This window comes from Chromobacterium phragmitis, from assembly GCF_003325475.1.
GTDB lineage: Bacteria > Pseudomonadota > Gammaproteobacteria > Burkholderiales > Chromobacteriaceae > Chromobacterium > Chromobacterium phragmitis.
In genome coordinates this window covers 687,738-703,407 of sequence record NZ_CP029495.1, presented here as the reverse complement: position 1 = coordinate 703,407, position 15,670 = coordinate 687,738, and the positions used below count along the sequence as shown (strand labels likewise).

The window sequence follows — 15,670 nt, the reverse complement described above, 5'->3', positions numbered from 1 at the left end:
TGCTCCTGCGTGCTTACAATGGGATGGCGAATATGTGATTTTGATAAATACTGCGCGCAAGCGGGGTCAAATGCAATCACTCTCCCTTGCCTATCGGCAATTGAATACCTTGATTCTGGGCAAACCGCAGGCCATCCGGCTGGCTCTGGCCTGCCTGATCGCGCGCGGCCACTTGTTGATCGACGATGTGCCCGGGGTCGGCAAGACCACGCTGGCCCACGGGCTGGCCGCATCATTGGGGCTGGATTACCGGCGGGTGCAATTCACCAGCGACCTGCTGCCGGCCGATATCCTGGGCGTCAGCATTTACCAGCGCGACAGCAGCCGTTTCGAGCTGCACAAGGGGCCGGTGTTCGCCCAGTTGCTGCTGGCCGATGAAATCAACCGCGCCTCGCCCAAGGTGCAGTCGGCTTTGCTGGAGGCGATGGAGGAAAGGCAGGCGTCGATCGACGGCCAGACCCATCCGCTGCCGGCGCCTTTCTTCGTGGTCGCCACTCAGAATCCGGGCGAGCAAATGGGCACCTTCCCCTTGCCGGAGTCGCAGTTGGACCGCTTTCTGATGCGCATCTCCCTGGGCTACCCGCCGCGCGAGGCGGAGCGCGCGTTGCTGATGGGGGAGGACCGGCGGGCCATGCTGGCGCGGTTGCGGCCGGTGATGGCGCCGGAGACGCTGCTGGCGCTGGCGGCGGCCGCGCGCGGCTGGGCGTTGCTGGCCGGCCGCGACTATCTGCTGCCGGAAGACGTCAAGGCGATTTTCCTGCCGGTGGCGGCGCATCGGCTGCAATCCGCCACCGGCGCGCCGGTGGAGCAGGAACTGGACAGATTGCTTTCCCATGTGGCCATTCCGTGAGCGGCTGCGGCGCTGGTGGTGGTCGAGGCTGCCGCTGGAGGATGTTTGCGAGCTGTCGCAGCGGCGCATCTATCTGCTGCCAACCCGCTTCGGCTTGCTGCTGATCGCGGCGGCGCTCGCGGTGTGGCTGGGCGCGCTCAATTACCAAGTCAGCCTGGCTTACGCGCTGGCATTCTGGATCGCCGGCCTGCTGCTGGTCGCGGTGCTGATGGCCTACCGCCAGCTGGCTGGCTTGCGGGTCAGCGCCGAGGGAGGCGCGGCGGTGTTCGCCGGAGAGGACGCGCGGTTTTTCCTGCGGCTGGAGAATCCATCGCCGGCGGGACGGCGGGTGGGGGTGTCGACAGCGGGGGGCGATCGTGTCGAGGGGGCGCTGGAAGCGGTCGGCGAGGCGCGTCTGGCGCTGGCATTGACCGCCGCGAGGCGGGGCTGGCTGCCGTTGCCGGCCTGCGTGCTGGAAAGCGACGCGCCGTTCGGCCTGGTGCGGGCCTGGGCGGTGTTGAAGTTGCGGGCCCGGGTGCTGGTCTACCCTGCGCCCTTGCCCGACACGGCTAGGGGACGCAGGGACGCGGAGCCTGGGCGAGGCGGCGGCGAGCGCGGGGGCGACGAGGACTTTTCCCATCTTGATCTTTATCGCATTGGCGACGCGCCGCGGCAGATCGCCTGGAAAGTGCTGGCCCGCCGCGACGCGCTGGCCAGCAAGCGCTTTTCCGCGGAGGCCGGCGAAGGGCTGCTGCGGCTGGGCTGGGATGATTATGACGGCGAGACCGGCGCGGAGCGCCGGCTATCGCGGCTGGTTTGGCGGGTGGAGCAGTGCGAGCGGCGGCGCCTGCGCTATCGCTTGTGCCTGCCCGACGGCGAAATCGGCCCGCAACCGCGGCAGCGGGAGCTGGCGCTGGGCGCGCTGGCCTTGTTCGGGAGCCGGAAGTGAACGAAATCGAGGCTCAGGGGTGGCCGGTGCTGCTGGCCTTGCTGTGGACGATGTCGCCGCTGGTTTGGCATTTGCCGCCGTGGCTGATGGCGGTTTGCGCGCTGGCTCTTTTGCTGCGTGGGGCATCGCGGCGCCTGCCGCCGCGCTGGCTATTGCTTCCGGCGCTGCCGCTGGCTGCGACAGGGCTGTGGCTGAGTCTGGGGACCCTGGTCGGGCGCGAGGGCGGCGTCGCGTTGTTGACCGCGCTGATCGCCTTCAAAGCCTTCGAAACCCGCTCGCTGCGCGACTGGCGGGTGCTGCTGGCCCTGGGTTTCTTCCTGGCGGCGATGCCGCTGTTGTTCGACCAGTCGCCGCTGATGGCGGTTTGGCTAGCGTTGTCGCTGCTGTCGCTGACTTGGGCCGCCGCTCGTCTGGCCGGCGAGCCGCCGCGCGGCAGTTGGCGGCAGGCGGGACTGGCGCTGGCGTTGTCGCTGCCGCTGATGCTGGCGCTGTTCGTGGCGATGCCGCGCCTGTCGCAGCCGCTGTGGAGCATGCCCAGCGAGTCCCGGCTGTCCGCCAGTGGCCTTGGCGACGAGATGGAGCCAGGCAGCATCAGCCGCCTGATTCTGAATCGGGCGCCGGCTTTTTCAGTCGTTTTCGATGGACAGCCGCCGAGGCAGGATCAGTTGTACTGGCGGGTGATGTTGTTGGACAGCTTCGATGGCCGGCGCTGGCAAGGGTTTGACGGGCAACGGGGCGAGCGCGCCGGGGAGGGAAAAGGCAGGGCGCTGCGCTACCAACTGACGCTCAATCCGGAAAGGGGGCGCGTGCCGGTGCTGGAGCGGGCGCTGCGGGCGGGAGATGGCAGCCATCTGGAGGATGGCGGCTTGCTGCGGCAGGATCGCCGCGGCGAGGAGCTGGCCCGTTACGCGCTGGAGAGCCGCTTGGCGGCGACTTTTCCGGCGGAGCTGACGCCGGAGCGGAAGGCATTCTACCTTCGCCTGCCGCCCGGAAACTCCAGGAGCCGGCAGTTAGCCTTGCGGCTGGCGGCAGGCGGCGCGCAGGACTTTCCGAGCGCGGCGCTCGACTTCCTGAGTCGGGGCGGTTTTCTCTATACCCTGGCGCCGCCGCGTCTGGATGGGCAGGCGATAGATGGTTTCCTGTTCGGCAGTCGGCAGGGTTTCTGCGAGCATTACGCGTCGGCTTTCGCTTTCCTGGCCCGGGCTGCGGGCATTCCTGCGCGGGTGGCGGTCGGCTACCTTGGCGGAGAGTACAATCCGGCGGGGCGATTCTGGCTGGTGCGTTCCTCCGACGCCCATGCTTGGACCGAGCTGTGGCTGGATGGCGAATGGCGGCGCGTGGATCCTACCGCCGCAGTCGCCCCGGGAAGGGTGGAGCGCGGAGCGGAGCAGGCGTTGCCTGCATTGAGGGCGGAAAGCGGCGTCGCAGCGACTTTGCCGCCGCAATGGCTTAGGCGGGCGCGGCAGCAGTGGCAGGCGGCCAGTTTCGTCTGGCAGCAGTGGGTGGTGGGCTATGACGCGGAACGGCAGCGCGGCCTGTTCCGGCGGCTGGGGCTGGGCGAGCGAGTGGACGGCGGCAGCGTGCTGCGCGCCTTCGCCGTCGGCCTGGCCTTGGCCATGGCGCCGCTGGCCTGGTGGTGGCGCCGGCGGGCAGCGGGCGAGCCCTTGCCCGCGGGATGGGCGTTGTTGCGGAGGCGCTTGGCGCGGCGAGGCATAGAGGTGTCCGCGGCGCAGGGGCCATTGGAGTTGCTGAGGGCGTCGCGGAGCTTGCCGCGGTCGGATTATCGCCGATTGAGGGCGTTGGTGGAGGAGTACGTGGCGCTGCGCTATCGGCGAAGCGGCGAGGATGAGGCTGGCGCCAAGCGCTGGCAGAGGCGGGCGCGGCGCTGGAAATGACAAAGCCCGGCGAGGCCGGGCCGATGGCGGGCGCTTTCGCGGCGTCAGAGCAGGAAATCGCGCGAAATGCCCTTGCGGCGCAGGATGCGGCGCAGTTGTTCCAGACCCTCGATCTGGATCTGGCGCACCCGCTCGCGGGTTAGGCTCAGGGAGGCTGCCAGCTCTTCCAGCGTACAGATTTCGTAGCCGTTGAGGCCGTAGCGCCGCTCGATTACCAGTCGCTGCTTCTCGTTCAACTGGCTCAGCCAGTCGTGGACGAAGGTTTCAAGCTGGCTGTTGTGCAGCTGCAGTTCCGGCTCCTCGTGCTGCTCGTCCGGGATGGACTCGCCGATGGACAGCATCGGATCGATGTCCAGCGGCGCGTCCAGCGAGGCCATGCGTTCGTTCAGGTTCAGCACCTTGCGCACGTCGTCCACCGGCTTGCCGACCAGATGGGCGATCTCCTCGACGCTGGGCTCGCGGCCGATCTGGCTTTCCAGATGGCGCGAGGCCCGCAGATACACGTTCAACTCCTTGATCACGTGAACCGGCAGCCGAATGGTGCGCGACTGGTTCATGATCGCCCGCTCGATGCTCTGGCGTATCCACCAGGTGGCATAGGTGGAGAAGCGGAAGCCGCGCTCCGGGTCGAACTTTTCCAGCGCGTGCATCAGGCCGATATTGCCCTCTTCGATCAGATCGAGCAGGGCCAGACCGCGGTTGATGTAGTGTTTGGCGATGTTCACCACCAGCCGAAGGTTGTGCTCGATCATCTTCTGGCGGGCTTCGAACTCGCCGGCCACCACCCGCCTGGCGAGAGCCAGTTCCTCCTGCGGCGTCAAGAGCGCGTTGTTGCCGATGTCGTTCAGATAAATCTGGGTGACGTCGGCGACCACGTCTTCGAAGACCGAGGTGCTGTCGTTGCTTTCCTCGGCTTCGGCCTCGGCGGAAGCTTCTTCGCCGTTGTCTTCGTCGAGAATGTCATCCTCGTCCAGGATGTCTATTTCGTTGCTCATCTCTCTACCCCCGTCGCTGTCTTGTCCCGGCGGGGGTGGCGGAGCATCCCCGGTCAGGACTTGTGTTCAAGGTACTGCATCGGGTCCACCGGCTTGCCGTAGCGGCGGATCTCGAAATGCAGTTTGACTTGGTCGGCATCGGAATTGCCCATCTCGGCAATCTTCTGCCCTTTCTTGACAGACTGTCCTTCCTTGACCAGCAACTGGCTGTTGTGCGCGTATGCGGACAGGAAGGTCTTGTTATGTTTGATGATGATCAGCTTGCCGTAGCCCCTCAATCCGGCGCCGCTGTACACCACTTTGCCGTCTCCGGCGGCGAGCACCGGCTGGCCCATGCGGCCATTGATCTCGATGCCCTTGTTGCTATCGGAAAAGCCCTTGGTCATCTTGCCCTCGGTGGGCCAGGACCAGGCTACGGCATCCTCCTCCTGCTTGGCGCTGGGGGCGCTGGCCTCCTTGGCGGGCGAGGGGGCCTGCGTCGCGGCGCTGGCTTCCGGCTTTTTGACCGGCGGCGCGATTGGTGCGGGAGAGGATGCCTGAGCGTTATTGTTGTTGGCCGCGCGCCCCTCGCTCTGGGCCGGCAGATTCTTCACCGCTTCGCTGCTGTACGGCAGCTTCAGCGCTTTCGGGTAAGCCTTCACCGCTCCGCCGCCGGTGTCGCCGGCCGTCGTCGCGGCCACTACCGGCGCGGCCGAGGCTTGCGGGGTGGCCGCGTTCGACGCGCCGCCGTTCGGTGGCGACAACCGCAGCACCTGGCCGACCTTGATGCTGTTGTCGGGCAGATTGTTCCAAGCGGCCACATCCTTGTATTTCAAGCCGTGGTTCAGCGAAATCCGGAACAGGTTGTCTCCGGGCTTCACCACGTAAGTGTTGCCGTTTTCCGGCGCCGCGTCACCGGCCACCGGCTGGACTTTCAGACTGCCCGGCTCCTGGTATGGCGTCGCCACCGAGGCATCGTGCTGTGCCGAAGGCGTTTCCGCCTTGGCCGGAGCCGCCGCCGGAAGCCTGGCTGCCTGGGCGCTTTCCACCGGCGCGGCCTGTTGCACCATGCTGCTGCAGCCGGCCAAACCGGCCAGCGCAGCGGCGACTAATATATGCGCATACCTGCAATGCATTTTTAGCATGTTTTTTTTGTTCAAATGTTGAATAAGAGTTTTGCTTGATTGTCTGACAGCTCAAGTGTTGCGTTTTTGCAGTTTTAACCGCGTCCGTTAAGCAAAGGGACGAACTTGACCGGGTCCAGCCGAGTCTTCTGCAAACCCTGGGCGGTTTTCTCCAGCAGCCACAAATGCTGCTCGTTCTCGCCCAGCGGCAACACCATGCGACCGCCGTCGGCCAGTTGGTCCACCAGCGGCGCGGGCACCGCGCGCGCGGCCGCGGTGATGATGATGCCGTCGAACGGCGCGGCCTCGGGCAGGCCGGCGTTGCCATCGCCATGGACCAACCGGGCGTGGACCAGCTTGGCGGCGCGCAGGTTGCGTCTTGCTTGGTCCAGAATCGCGCCCAGTCGTTCAATCGAGTACACCTCGGCGCCGGTTTTCAGCAGCACCGCGGTCTGGTAGCCGCAGCCGGTGCCCACTTCGAGAATCTTGCCGGGTTGCCGGCCCTGGATCAGCAGCTCCGTCATCCGCGCCACGGTCAGCGGCTGCGAGATGGTTTGGCCGTGGCCGATGGGCAGCGACACGTCGTCGTAAGCTCGGGTGGCCAGCGCCTGGTCGACGAACAGATGGCGCGGCACCTCGTGCATCGCGGACAGCACGCGTTCATCTCCTATGCCGTGCTGGCGCAACCGATCGCTCATGCGGCGGCGCGTGCGCTCGGACAACATGCCGTAGGCGTGTGCGTTCGGGGTCAGCGGTGCAGCCATGTGGAAATCCTGTCCAATTGCCCGTAGGCGGTCAGATCCAGCATCAGCGGCGTGACGGACACCTGCTTAGCCGCGACGCAGCCGAAGTCGGTGCCGGCGCCGGCATCCTGCACCGCGCCGACCGGTCCTACCCAGTATATCGTCTCGCCGCGGGGATTCTGAGATTTGATCACCGGTTGCGCGCAATGGCGGCGTCCCAATCTGGTCACCTGGAGGGGGCCCAGCTCGTCCGGCGGGACATCCGGCACGTTGACGTTGAGCAGCACCGGCTGCTGGAACGGATCGGCCTGGCAGCGCTCCACCAGTTGCTCAACCACCTTGCCGGCGCTGGCGAAATGCTTGCCGCTGTGGCCTGCCATCGAGACGGCGATGGAGGGGATGCCCAGCATGAAGCCCTCGGTGGCGGCGGCCACGGTGCCGGAATACAGCGTGTCGTCGCCCATATTGGGGCCGTGGTTGATGCCGGTGAAGATCATGTCCGGCTTGAAGTCGAGGAAACCGGTGACCGCGAGGTGGACGCAGTCGGTGGGCGTGCCGTTGACGTAGTGGAAGCCGTTGGCGGCCTTGCGCACCGTCAGCGGGCGGTCCAGCGTCAGCGAGTTGCTGGCGCCGCTGCGGTCGCGCTCGGGCGCGACCACCGCCACTTCGCCGTAGCGCCGCAGGGTTTGGGCCAGCATGGCCAGGCCCGGCGCGAAATAACCGTCGTCGTTGCTGAGCAGAAACTTCATACTGTCTTTCCGTGTGTATCGCCCGATTGTAGCGCCGCCAGCATGACGGAGGATAGCGCGCAGCGGGCGCGGGGACCGTAAAAAAACCCGCTGTGGGCGGGTTTTTCGGCCTGGGTCAGGCGTAGTAGCGTTTGCTGAACTCCAGCATGCGCTCAATGGGCACGCGCGCGGCGTCCATTTGCTCGGGCGTCAGGTAGTCGATGGCCAGGCCCTCGCCCTGTTGCGCGCGCTTCACCGCCTCGATGGTATTCATCTTCATGTAAGGACAGGAGTTGCACTGGCAGCCGGCGTAGATCGGCGCCTGGCGCAGGTCGAGGTCGGGGCGGGCCAAGCCCATGTTGTAGAGGATGCCGTCCTCGGTGGCGACGAAGATCACCGCCTTGGCGTCGCCCTGATAGGCCTTGACCCAGTTCAGCATGCCGGAGGTGGAGCCGACGTAGTCGGCCTTCTTCAGCACCGGCAGCGGGCTTTCCGGGTGGGCGATCAGGAATTTGGCGCCGGGCACCGCCTCGAAGGCTTCGGCCAGCGCCGCCTCGTTGAATTTGTCGTGGACTTCGCACACGGCGGACCACAAGGGCATGTCGTAGCCGTACAGGTCGTTGAGGTAGCCGCCCATATTGCGGTCGGGCGAGAAGATCACCTTCTTACCCTCGGCGTACAGGTGGGCGATGATGTCGTCGACGTTGCGGCTGGTGACGATCCAGTCGGAGACGGCTTTGTGCTCGGCGCTGGAGTTGATGTAGGACACGTGGACGTGGTCCGGGTAGCGCTTGCGCCACAGGGCCAGCTCGGCGACGTCGGTCTGGGTGACCAGCGAGCAAGTGGAGCCTGCGTCGGGCAGGATGACCGTGGCTTCCGGGTTGAGGATCTTCGCGGTCTCGGCCATGAAGCGCACGCCGGCGAACACGATGATGTCGGCCTGGGCTTCCTTGGCGTACAGCGACAGCTCCAGGCTGTCTCCCACCTTGTCGGCCATCTGCTGGATTTCCGGCTGGGTGTAATAATGAGCGAGGGTGACGACGCGTTTCGTCATGGTGTGTCGGCTCCTGCCTGGCCGGGTGCTAGCCCGGCCGGTTGCATGCTGCGGCGCAATAAACGTTTGTTGCGAAACTGTAAAGGTTAGCAATATTGTAAAGCCTGCGCCACTGGCTGGGTATGGCTATGGCTGATTTTTGCAGGCGGCCGTGGCTGAAACGCATCTGTAGTCAGTTTGTCGGAGGTCAAAATGACGCCCAGTTTCCATCTGCATGATGAAGTCGGCGTGGATCATGCCCATGACGATGATCACGATGCCAACCATCTCCATCTTCACCGCCATGGCGGTCCGGAGGGTGGGGACGGCAGGCGGCTGAGCAGCCGCGCGCTGGCCCAGGTGTTGGCGCTGACTTGCGGTTTCGCGCTGGTGGAGGCCGTGGGCGGCTGGTGGAGCGGCTCGCTGGCCTTGTTGTCCGACGCCGGCCACATGCTGATCGATTCGCTGTCTTTGCTGATGGCGCTGTGGGCCGCGCGCATCGGCAGCCGGCCGGCCACCGACCGGCTGTCTTTCGGCCATGGCCGGGCGGAGGTGTTGGGCGCGCTGTTGAACAGCGTGCTGCTGTTCGGCCTGTCCGCCTTCATCGTGTACGAGGCGGCGGCGCGGCTGCTGCTGCCGCATCCGGTGAACGGAGGCGGCGTGCTGCTGATCGCCGCGATCGGCCTGGTCGTCAACGTGGCGGCGGCCTGGGTGCTCAGCCGGGGCGCGCATTCGCTGAACAGCCGGGCGGCGCTGTGGCATGTGCTGGGCGATCTGTTCGGCTCGGTGGCGGCCATCGCGTCCGGCGCGGTGATCTGGCTCACTGGCTGGATGGCGGTGGATCCGCTGTTGTCCATCCTGGTATCCATGCTGCTGCTGGCCGCGGCTTGGAGGCTGGTGCGCCAGGCGGTGTGGGTGCTGATGGAGGCGGTGCCGCCGCATCTGGACTACAACCGCATAGGCGAAGCCTTGTCCGGCATCGCCGGCGTCAGCTCGGTGCATGACCTGCACGTGTGGACGATGTCGGCCGAGCGGGCGGCGCTGTCGGCGCATTTGCGGATCGCCGCGCCGCAGGACTGGCCGCGCATCCTGGCCGCCTGCCAGCTGATGCTGTCGCGCGAATTTTGCATAGATCACGTAACCTTGCAGGCGGAATGGCCGGCGTCCGCGCCCGCCGGCAAGCCGGTACCAATAGACATCATTTCCGAGGATAAGCATCCATGAGGCCGCATTACCTGACCCCGCTGTTCTCCCCGCGCACTGTGGCCGTGGTCGGCGCCAGCGACCGGCCGGGCTCGATCGGCCAGGCGGTGTTCGCCAATCTGCTGGCCAGTTCCTTCCAGGGCAAGCTGTTCCCTGTCAACCTCAATCACAAGGTGGTGGGCGGCATGCCGGCGGTGGCCTCGGTGCGGCAGATCGAGGAGCCGGTGGACCTTGCGGTGGTGGTGACGGCGATCCGCTCGCTGCCGGCCGTGATCAAGGATTGCGGCAAGAAGGGCGTCAAGGCGGTATTGCTGGCCAAGGAGTTTTCAGACAGCGAGCAACTGGAGCAGGAACTGATCAACGAAGCGCTGTCCATCGCCCGCCATTTCGGCATCCGCCTGCTGGGGCCCAACGTGTTGGGGTTGATGCGGCCGGTGGCTGGCTTCAACGCCAGCAATTACAGCGGCAAGGTGCGGCCGGGCAATCTGGCGCTGGTGTCGGAATCGTCGGCCTTGTGCGCGGCGATGCTGGACTGGGCGGATAGCAAGGAAATCGGTTTTTCCAGCGTGATCTCGCTGGGCGGCGCGCTGGATGTCAGCTTCGGCGAGATTCTCGATTACCTGGTGGCGGACAACGCCACCCAGGGCATCCTGTTGCATGTTCACCACATTCACGACGCGCGCCGCTTCATGTCGGCGCTTCGCGCCGCCGCCCGCACCAAACCGGTGGTGGTGATCAAGTCCGGCCGCTTCGAAAACGACGCCAGCGGCTTGACCCACGCCAGCAATCTGGTGGCCAGCGGCGACGCCTTCGACGCCGCGCTGGCGCGCGCCGGCGTGCTCAGGGTGTCCTCCATCGCCCAGCTGTTCACCGCCGCCAAGGTGCTGGCGGCCAACTATAGGGTGGGCGGCAAGCGGCTGGCCATCGTCACCAACGGCTTCGGCCCCGGCATGCTGGCGGCCGACAGCGCCATCGATTACGGCGTGGAGCTGGCTAAGCTGAGCGAGGGCACGATCAAGCTGCTGGACAGCGTGCTGCCGCGCAACTGGTCGCGCGGCAATCCGCTGGACATCATCGGCGACGCCAGTCCGATGCGTTTTCGCACCGCGGTCAAGGCCTGCGTCGACGACCGCAACGTCGACGGCGTGATGGTGATCTTCACGCCGCAGGCGGGCACCGACCACCTGACCACCGCGCAGCTGATGATAGGTTTGCAGCGGGAGACGTCCAAGCCGCTGTTCCTGTCCTGGCTGGGCGACGCCAAGGTATCGGAAAGCCGCGAATTGTTCTCCAAGGCCAAGTGCGCCCACTTCCGCGCGCCGGAGTACGGCATCGAGGTATTCCGCCACCTGGCCGCCTACCAGCATAACCAGCAGCTGCTGCTGCAGACGCCGGGCCCGCTGGAAAGCGGCCACCGGGATCCGGACGTGGCCACCGCGCGCAAGGTGCTGGACGCGGCGCTGGCCGAAGGCCGCACCGTGCTGTCGGAGCGCGAATCCAAGCAGGTGCTGGCGGCCTTCCATATTCCGGTCAATCCGACCACGCTGGCCCGCACCGCCGACCAGGCGGTCAAGCAGGCGGCCAAGATAGGCTATCCGGTGGTGCTGAAGATCGACTCGCCGGACATCATCTACAAGTCCGACGTCGGCGGCGTGGAGCTCAATATCAGCAACGAGGAGACGCTGCGCGCCGCCTTCGACGCCATCATCGCCCGCACCCGCCAGGCGCGGCCGGATGCCCGCGTCGACGGCGTGTCGGTGCAGCCGATGCGCAAGCGCCGCTTCGCGCGCGAGCTGATGGTGGGCGTGGCGCGCGACGCCGGCCTCGGTCCGGTGATCGCCTTCGGCGCCGGCGGCATCGCGGTGGAGGTGATGCGCGATCTGGCGCTGTCTTTGCCGCCGCTGAATGATTATTTGGTGGACAGCATGATAGGCCAGACCCGCATCGGCCAATTGCTGGGCCCGTTCAAGAACCTGCCGCCGGTGGATGTGGACGAATTGCGCCACGTGCTGCTGCAGGTATCGGAAATGGTGTGCGAGCTGCCGCAGTTGAGGGAGATGGACATCAATCCGCTGGTGGCGGACGAGCAGGGGGTGATCGCGCTGGACGCGCGCATCTTCGTCGGCCCCGCGCGCGCGGACCAGAAGCGCTACGGCCACATGGCCATCATGCCTTATCCCACACATATGGTGGTGTGCGCCAAGCTGCGAGACGGCACGCCGGTGATGATACGGCCGATTCGGCCCGAAGACGCGGACATGCAGCAGGCCTTCGTCCGCAATCTGTCGGAAGAAAGCCGCTACAACCGCTACCTTTCCAGCATCAAGCAGTTGTCGCAAAGCATGCTGGTCCGCTTCACCCAGCTCGACTACGACCGCGAGATGGCGCTGGCGATGACGCGCGAAGGCGATGGCGGCGAGGAGATGCTGGCGGTCGCGCGCTTCATCACCGATCCGGACAATGAGGCCTGCGAGTTCGCGCTGGAGGTGGCTGACGACTGGCAGGGACGCGGCATCGGCACCTTGCTGCTGCAGGCCTTGTTCGACGCGGCGCGCGAGCAGGGGTTGAAACTGATGCGCGGAGAAGTGCTGGCCGGCAACAAGGGCATGCTGAAACTGATGCATAAACTGGGATTTAGCGTCGAGCCGCACCCCGAGGACAGGGCGTTGACGCTGGTGCTGAAGACGCTGTAAGCGGACGCTTCTGGACGGTCTTGCATTAAGCGCTTGCAAGATAAGGGAAATCTGCCATAAAATCGTGGGCTTTTCTATATCCAGTTTTTTTCAAGGACAATCGACAATGGTAGTGATTCGTCTGGCCCGCGGCGGCGCCAAGAACCGTCCGTTCTACAACATCGTGGTGACCGATTCCCGCAACCGTCGTGACGGTCGCTTCATCGAGCGCGTTGGCTTCTACAACCCGGTAGCCAACGAGAAGCAAGAGCGCGTCCGTTTCACCATGGACCGTCTGAACTACTGGGTCGGCGTTGGCGCACAGCTGTCCGACTCCGTTGCCAAGCTGCTGAAAGAGCAGAAAGTCGTAGCCGCTTAATCCGGCTATCCGACAACAAGACGGAATTGGGCGCATGCGCGACGAAGATCTCGTAGTAATGGGCTTTGTGCGCGGCGCCTTCGGTATCAAAGGCTGGGTGAAAATCCACGCCGATACCGAATACGCTGACGGCCTGTTCGATTACCCGGTCTGGTGGCTGGGCAAGAACGGCAGCTGGAAGCCGTATACATTTGAGAACGGCGCAGTCCAGCCCAAGGCGCTCGCCGCCAAGCTGGAAGGCGTCGAAGGCAGAGATGCCGCCGAGTTGTTGCGCGGTTCGCAGATCGCGGTTCCGCGCAGCGAACTGCCGGCTCCCGCTGATGACGAGTACTACTGGAACGACCTGATGGGTCTGACCGTGGTCAATCAGCAGGGCGAAACGCTTGGCAAGGTGGACAATCTGCTCGAAACCGGCGCCAACGACGTGCTGGTGGTGAAGGGCGACGATGGCCAGCAGCGGCTGATTCCGTTCGTGGAACAGTATGTGCTGGACGTGGTGCCGGCCGAAGGCCGCATCCTGGTGGACTGGGGTCTGGATTACTGATGCAGATCGACGCGGTGACGCTGTTCCCGGAGATGTTCGATTCGATTGCCCGCTTTGGCGTCAGCCAGCGGGCGCTTGACTTGGGTCTCTGGCATTTCAAAGCCTGGAATCCGCGCGACTTCACCCACGACAATTATCGTCGGGTGGACGACCGGCCTTATGGCGGCGGTCCCGGCATGGTGATGCAGATCGAACCGCTGGAGCAGGCGATAGACGCCGCGCGCGCGCGCCAGCGCGAGGCCGGCGTCGAAGCCAGTCACGTGGTCTACCTGTCGCCGCAAGGCGTCAGGCTCAGCCACGCCAAGGCGGCGGAGCTATCGCAGCGGCAAGGCCTGATCCTGCTGTGCGGCCGCTACGAAGGCATAGACGAGCGGCTGATCGCCACCCAGGTCGATGAGGAAATCTCGATCGGCGATTACGTGCTGTCGGGCGGCGAATTGCCGGCGATGGTGCTGGCCGACGCGGTGGTCCGGCTGCTGCCGGGCGTATTGAACGACGCCCAATCGGCGTACGAAGACTCATTTGTGGACGGTCTGCTGGACTGCCCGCATTACACCCGACCCGAAGAGTATCGAGGCATGCGGGTGCCGGACGTGCTGTTGTCCGGTAATCATGCCCTGATCGCCAAATGGCGGCTCAAGCAGTCGCTGGGGCGCACGTGGCAACGTCGCCCCGAGCTGCTGCAAGACCGCGTTTTGACAAAACAGGAATCTCGGCTGCTGGCGGAGTACCAGCAGGAACAAGATATCCGCAAAAAACCGGAGTAAAACATGGATCTGATCCAGAAACTCGAGCAAGAAGAAATCGCACGCCTGGGCAAGACCCTGCCGGAATTCGCCCCGGGCGATACCGTCGTGGTTCAAGTCAAGGTAAAGGAAGGCAACCGCGAGCGTCTGCAGGCTTACGAAGGCGTTGTGATCGCCAAGCGTAACCGCGGCCTGAACAGCGCGTTCACCGTGCGCAAGATGTCCGCCGGCGAAGGCGTTGAGCGTACCTTCCAGACCTACTCCCCGCTGGTGGCTTCCGTTGAAGTGAAGCGCCGCGGCGACGTGCGTCGCGCCAAGCTGTACTACCTGCGTGGTCGTACCGGCAAGTCCGCACGCATCAAGGAAAAGCTGCCGGCCCGCAAGCAGGGTTAATCCTGCCGGCGACAGCCGCTATCATCAAAGCGCAAGGCTTGGCCTTGCGCTTTTTTCATTGGGGGAAGGGAATGGACTATCGGGTGGTGATCGCCGCGCCGTTCGGGCGCTTAGGCATGCGCTGCGAAGCCGGCGAATTGCGCGAACTGCGATTTCTGCCGGCGGGCGCGGCGTTGCGCCCTCCCGAGCCGGGTAGTCTGGAGGCGGAAGTGGCGCGGCAGCTGGACGCTTATTACGCCGATCCGCGCCATGTCTTCACCGTGCCGCGGCGGCTGGCCGGCACGCCGTACCAGCTGCGGGTTTGGGAGCGGATTGCGGCGATTCCCTGCGGCGAGACGCGGCGCTATCAGGACCTGTCCCGAGACTTGTCATCATCGCCGCGCGCCGTCGGCGGCGCCTGCGGCCGCAATCCCATCCCCATCATCGTGCCTTGCCACCGGGTGGTGGCGAGCGCTGGCCTGGGCGGCTTCAACCAGTCCACCGGCGATGAGACGCTGGACATCAAGAAATGGCTGTTGCGGCATGAGCTCGTCTAAAGACAGCATCGACGCCTTCCTCGACCAGCTGTGGCTGGAGGATGGGTTGTCGCAGAACACGCTGGCAGCCTACCGCCGCGACTTGTCCAAGCTGGCGGCCAGGTTGAAAGAGGATGGAGCGGCTTTGGAAACGGCCGTTCCGGCTGAGCTGGAGAGAGCATTGCTGGCCGGCGTGGCCAGCGAGAAGCCGGCCACCCGCGCGCGCCTGACCTCGGCCCTGCGCCGCTATTACCAGCATTTGTCGCGCAACGGGGCGCGCAAGGACGACCCCAGCGCTGGGCTGGCCAGCCCCAAGCAGGGGCAGCGCCTGCCCAAGTCCTTGTCCGAGGTGGATGTGGAGGCGCTGCTGGCCGCGCCGGACACCGGCACGCCGCTGGGCCTGCGCGACCGGGCGATGCTGGAAACGCTGTACGCCAGCGGCTTGCGGGTGTCGGAATTGGTGGGCATGACGCTGAACCAGCTGAACCTGCTGGACGGCGTGGTGAAGACCATGGGCAAGGGCAGCAAGGAGCGGCTGGTGCCGCTGGGCGAGATCGCCCAGGACTGGCTGCTGCGCTACTTGAAGGAGGCGCGGCCATTGCTGTTGGCCGGGCTGCCGTGCGACGCGGTATTTGTCACCCAGCGCAAAGCCGGGATGACGCGGCAGATGGCCTGGCATCTGATCACCCAGTACGCTGGCCGGCAGGGCCTGGCCAAGGTCAGCCCGCACGTGCTGCGCCACGCCTTCGCCACCCATCTGGTCAATCATGGCGCGGACCTGCGGGTAGTGCAGTTGCTGTTGGGCCATGCCGACATCTCCACCACCCAGATCTACACCCACGTCGCGCGCGAGCGGCTGAAGAAGCTGCACGCGCGCCACCATCCGCGCGGCTGAGCCCGGAAACGAAAACGCCCGCTTGCGCGGGCGTTTGGGCTGATGCGG

16 protein-coding genes are annotated in these 15,670 nt (G+C 65.5%); 11 read left to right on the top strand and 5 right to left on the bottom strand.

The annotated features are described in order from the left end of the window. The first annotated feature begins 70 nt into the window (after positions 1-70). From DK842_RS03500 to DK842_RS03490, 3 genes are read left to right on the top strand one after another with little or no spacing between them, the layout of a single operon-like run. Positions 71-850 (top strand): AAA family ATPase, encoded by a 780-nt coding sequence (locus tag DK842_RS03500; protein ID WP_114060115.1) that lies wholly within the window; start codon positions 71-73, stop codon positions 848-850. Beyond that, on the top strand, positions 834-1,778 hold the full coding sequence (locus DK842_RS03495) for a DUF58 domain-containing protein (protein ID WP_114060114.1): 945 nt from the start codon (positions 834-836) through the stop codon (positions 1,776-1,778). The genes DK842_RS03500 and DK842_RS03495 overlap by 17 nt, the downstream gene beginning before the upstream one ends. Continuing rightward, on the top strand, positions 1,775-3,673 hold the full coding sequence (locus DK842_RS03490) for a DUF3488 and transglutaminase-like domain-containing protein (protein WP_114060113.1): 1,899 nt from the start codon (positions 1,775-1,777) through the stop codon (positions 3,671-3,673). Before DK842_RS03495 ends, DK842_RS03490 begins: the two co-directional genes overlap by 4 nt. A gap of 44 nt (positions 3,674-3,717) precedes the next feature. Here the strand turns inward: DK842_RS03490 and rpoS are convergent, their stop codons facing one another. The 5 genes from rpoS to nadA all read right to left on the bottom strand — a co-directional run bounded on the left by rpoS (position 3,718) and on the right by nadA (position 8,296). Continuing rightward, positions 3,718-4,668, bottom strand: coding sequence for an RNA polymerase sigma factor RpoS (gene rpoS / locus DK842_RS03485; RefSeq protein ID WP_114060112.1), 951 nt, complete (start codon positions 4,666-4,668; stop codon positions 3,718-3,720). Positions 4,669-4,721: 53 nt separating this feature from the next. Beyond that, entirely contained in the window at positions 4,722-5,717 is a 996-nt protein-coding gene (locus DK842_RS03480; protein ID WP_114063586.1) for a peptidoglycan DD-metalloendopeptidase family protein, read from the bottom strand. Positions 5,718-5,866: 149 nt separating this feature from the next. Then, positions 5,867-6,535: a protein-L-isoaspartate(D-aspartate) O-methyltransferase gene (locus DK842_RS03475; RefSeq protein ID WP_114060111.1), complete on the bottom strand. Its 669-nt coding sequence runs from the start codon at positions 6,533-6,535 to the stop codon at positions 5,867-5,869. Then, positions 6,520-7,263 (bottom strand): 5'/3'-nucleotidase SurE, encoded by a 744-nt coding sequence (gene surE, locus DK842_RS03470; protein WP_114060110.1) that lies wholly within the window; start codon positions 7,261-7,263, stop codon positions 6,520-6,522. The genes DK842_RS03475 and surE overlap by 16 nt, the downstream gene beginning before the upstream one ends. A gap of 115 nt (positions 7,264-7,378) precedes the next feature. Beyond that, positions 7,379-8,296 (bottom strand): quinolinate synthase NadA, encoded by a 918-nt coding sequence (gene nadA / locus DK842_RS03465; protein WP_114060109.1) that lies wholly within the window; start codon positions 8,294-8,296, stop codon positions 7,379-7,381. Between the two features lie 192 nt (positions 8,297-8,488). On the opposite strand from nadA, the gene DK842_RS03460 reads away from it, so the two are divergent. The 8 genes from DK842_RS03460 (at position 8,489) to xerD (ending at position 15,622) form a co-directional block, all read left to right on the top strand. Next, complete coding sequence (locus DK842_RS03460; protein ID WP_114060108.1) at positions 8,489-9,499, top strand: cation diffusion facilitator family transporter; 1,011 nt, start codon at positions 8,489-8,491, stop codon at positions 9,497-9,499. Beyond that, the gene (locus tag DK842_RS03455; protein WP_114060107.1) at positions 9,496-12,171 is read left to right on the top strand and encodes a bifunctional acetate--CoA ligase family protein/GNAT family N-acetyltransferase; all 2,676 of its coding nucleotides are present in this window, start codon (positions 9,496-9,498) and stop codon (positions 12,169-12,171) included. Before DK842_RS03460 ends, DK842_RS03455 begins: the two co-directional genes overlap by 4 nt. Before the next feature lie 106 nt (positions 12,172-12,277). Continuing rightward, on the top strand, positions 12,278-12,529 hold the full coding sequence (rpsP, locus tag DK842_RS03450; protein WP_011137222.1) for a 30S ribosomal protein S16: 252 nt from the start codon (positions 12,278-12,280) through the stop codon (positions 12,527-12,529). A gap of 34 nt (positions 12,530-12,563) precedes the next feature. Then, entirely contained in the window at positions 12,564-13,073 is a 510-nt protein-coding gene (gene rimM, locus DK842_RS03445) for a ribosome maturation factor RimM (RefSeq protein ID WP_103902154.1), read from the top strand. Then, positions 13,073-13,840, top strand: a complete 768-nt coding sequence (gene trmD / locus DK842_RS03440; RefSeq protein WP_114060106.1) for a tRNA (guanosine(37)-N1)-methyltransferase TrmD — start codon at positions 13,073-13,075, stop codon at positions 13,838-13,840. The genes rimM and trmD overlap by 1 nt, the downstream gene beginning before the upstream one ends. Before the next feature lie 3 nt (positions 13,841-13,843). Continuing rightward, the gene (gene rplS, locus DK842_RS03435) at positions 13,844-14,212 is read left to right on the top strand and encodes a 50S ribosomal protein L19 (RefSeq protein WP_011137219.1); all 369 of its coding nucleotides are present in this window, start codon (positions 13,844-13,846) and stop codon (positions 14,210-14,212) included. 71 nt (positions 14,213-14,283) lie between these two features. Then, entirely contained in the window at positions 14,284-14,748 is a 465-nt protein-coding gene (locus tag DK842_RS03430) for a methylated-DNA--[protein]-cysteine S-methyltransferase (RefSeq protein WP_114060105.1), read from the top strand. Further along, positions 14,735-15,622 carry a site-specific tyrosine recombinase XerD gene (gene xerD, locus DK842_RS03425; protein ID WP_114060104.1) on the top strand — a complete coding sequence of 296 codons (888 nt, stop codon included), beginning with the start codon at positions 14,735-14,737 and terminating at the stop codon, positions 15,620-15,622. The genes DK842_RS03430 and xerD overlap by 14 nt, the downstream gene beginning before the upstream one ends. The last annotated feature ends 48 nt before the right edge of the window (positions 15,623-15,670 follow it).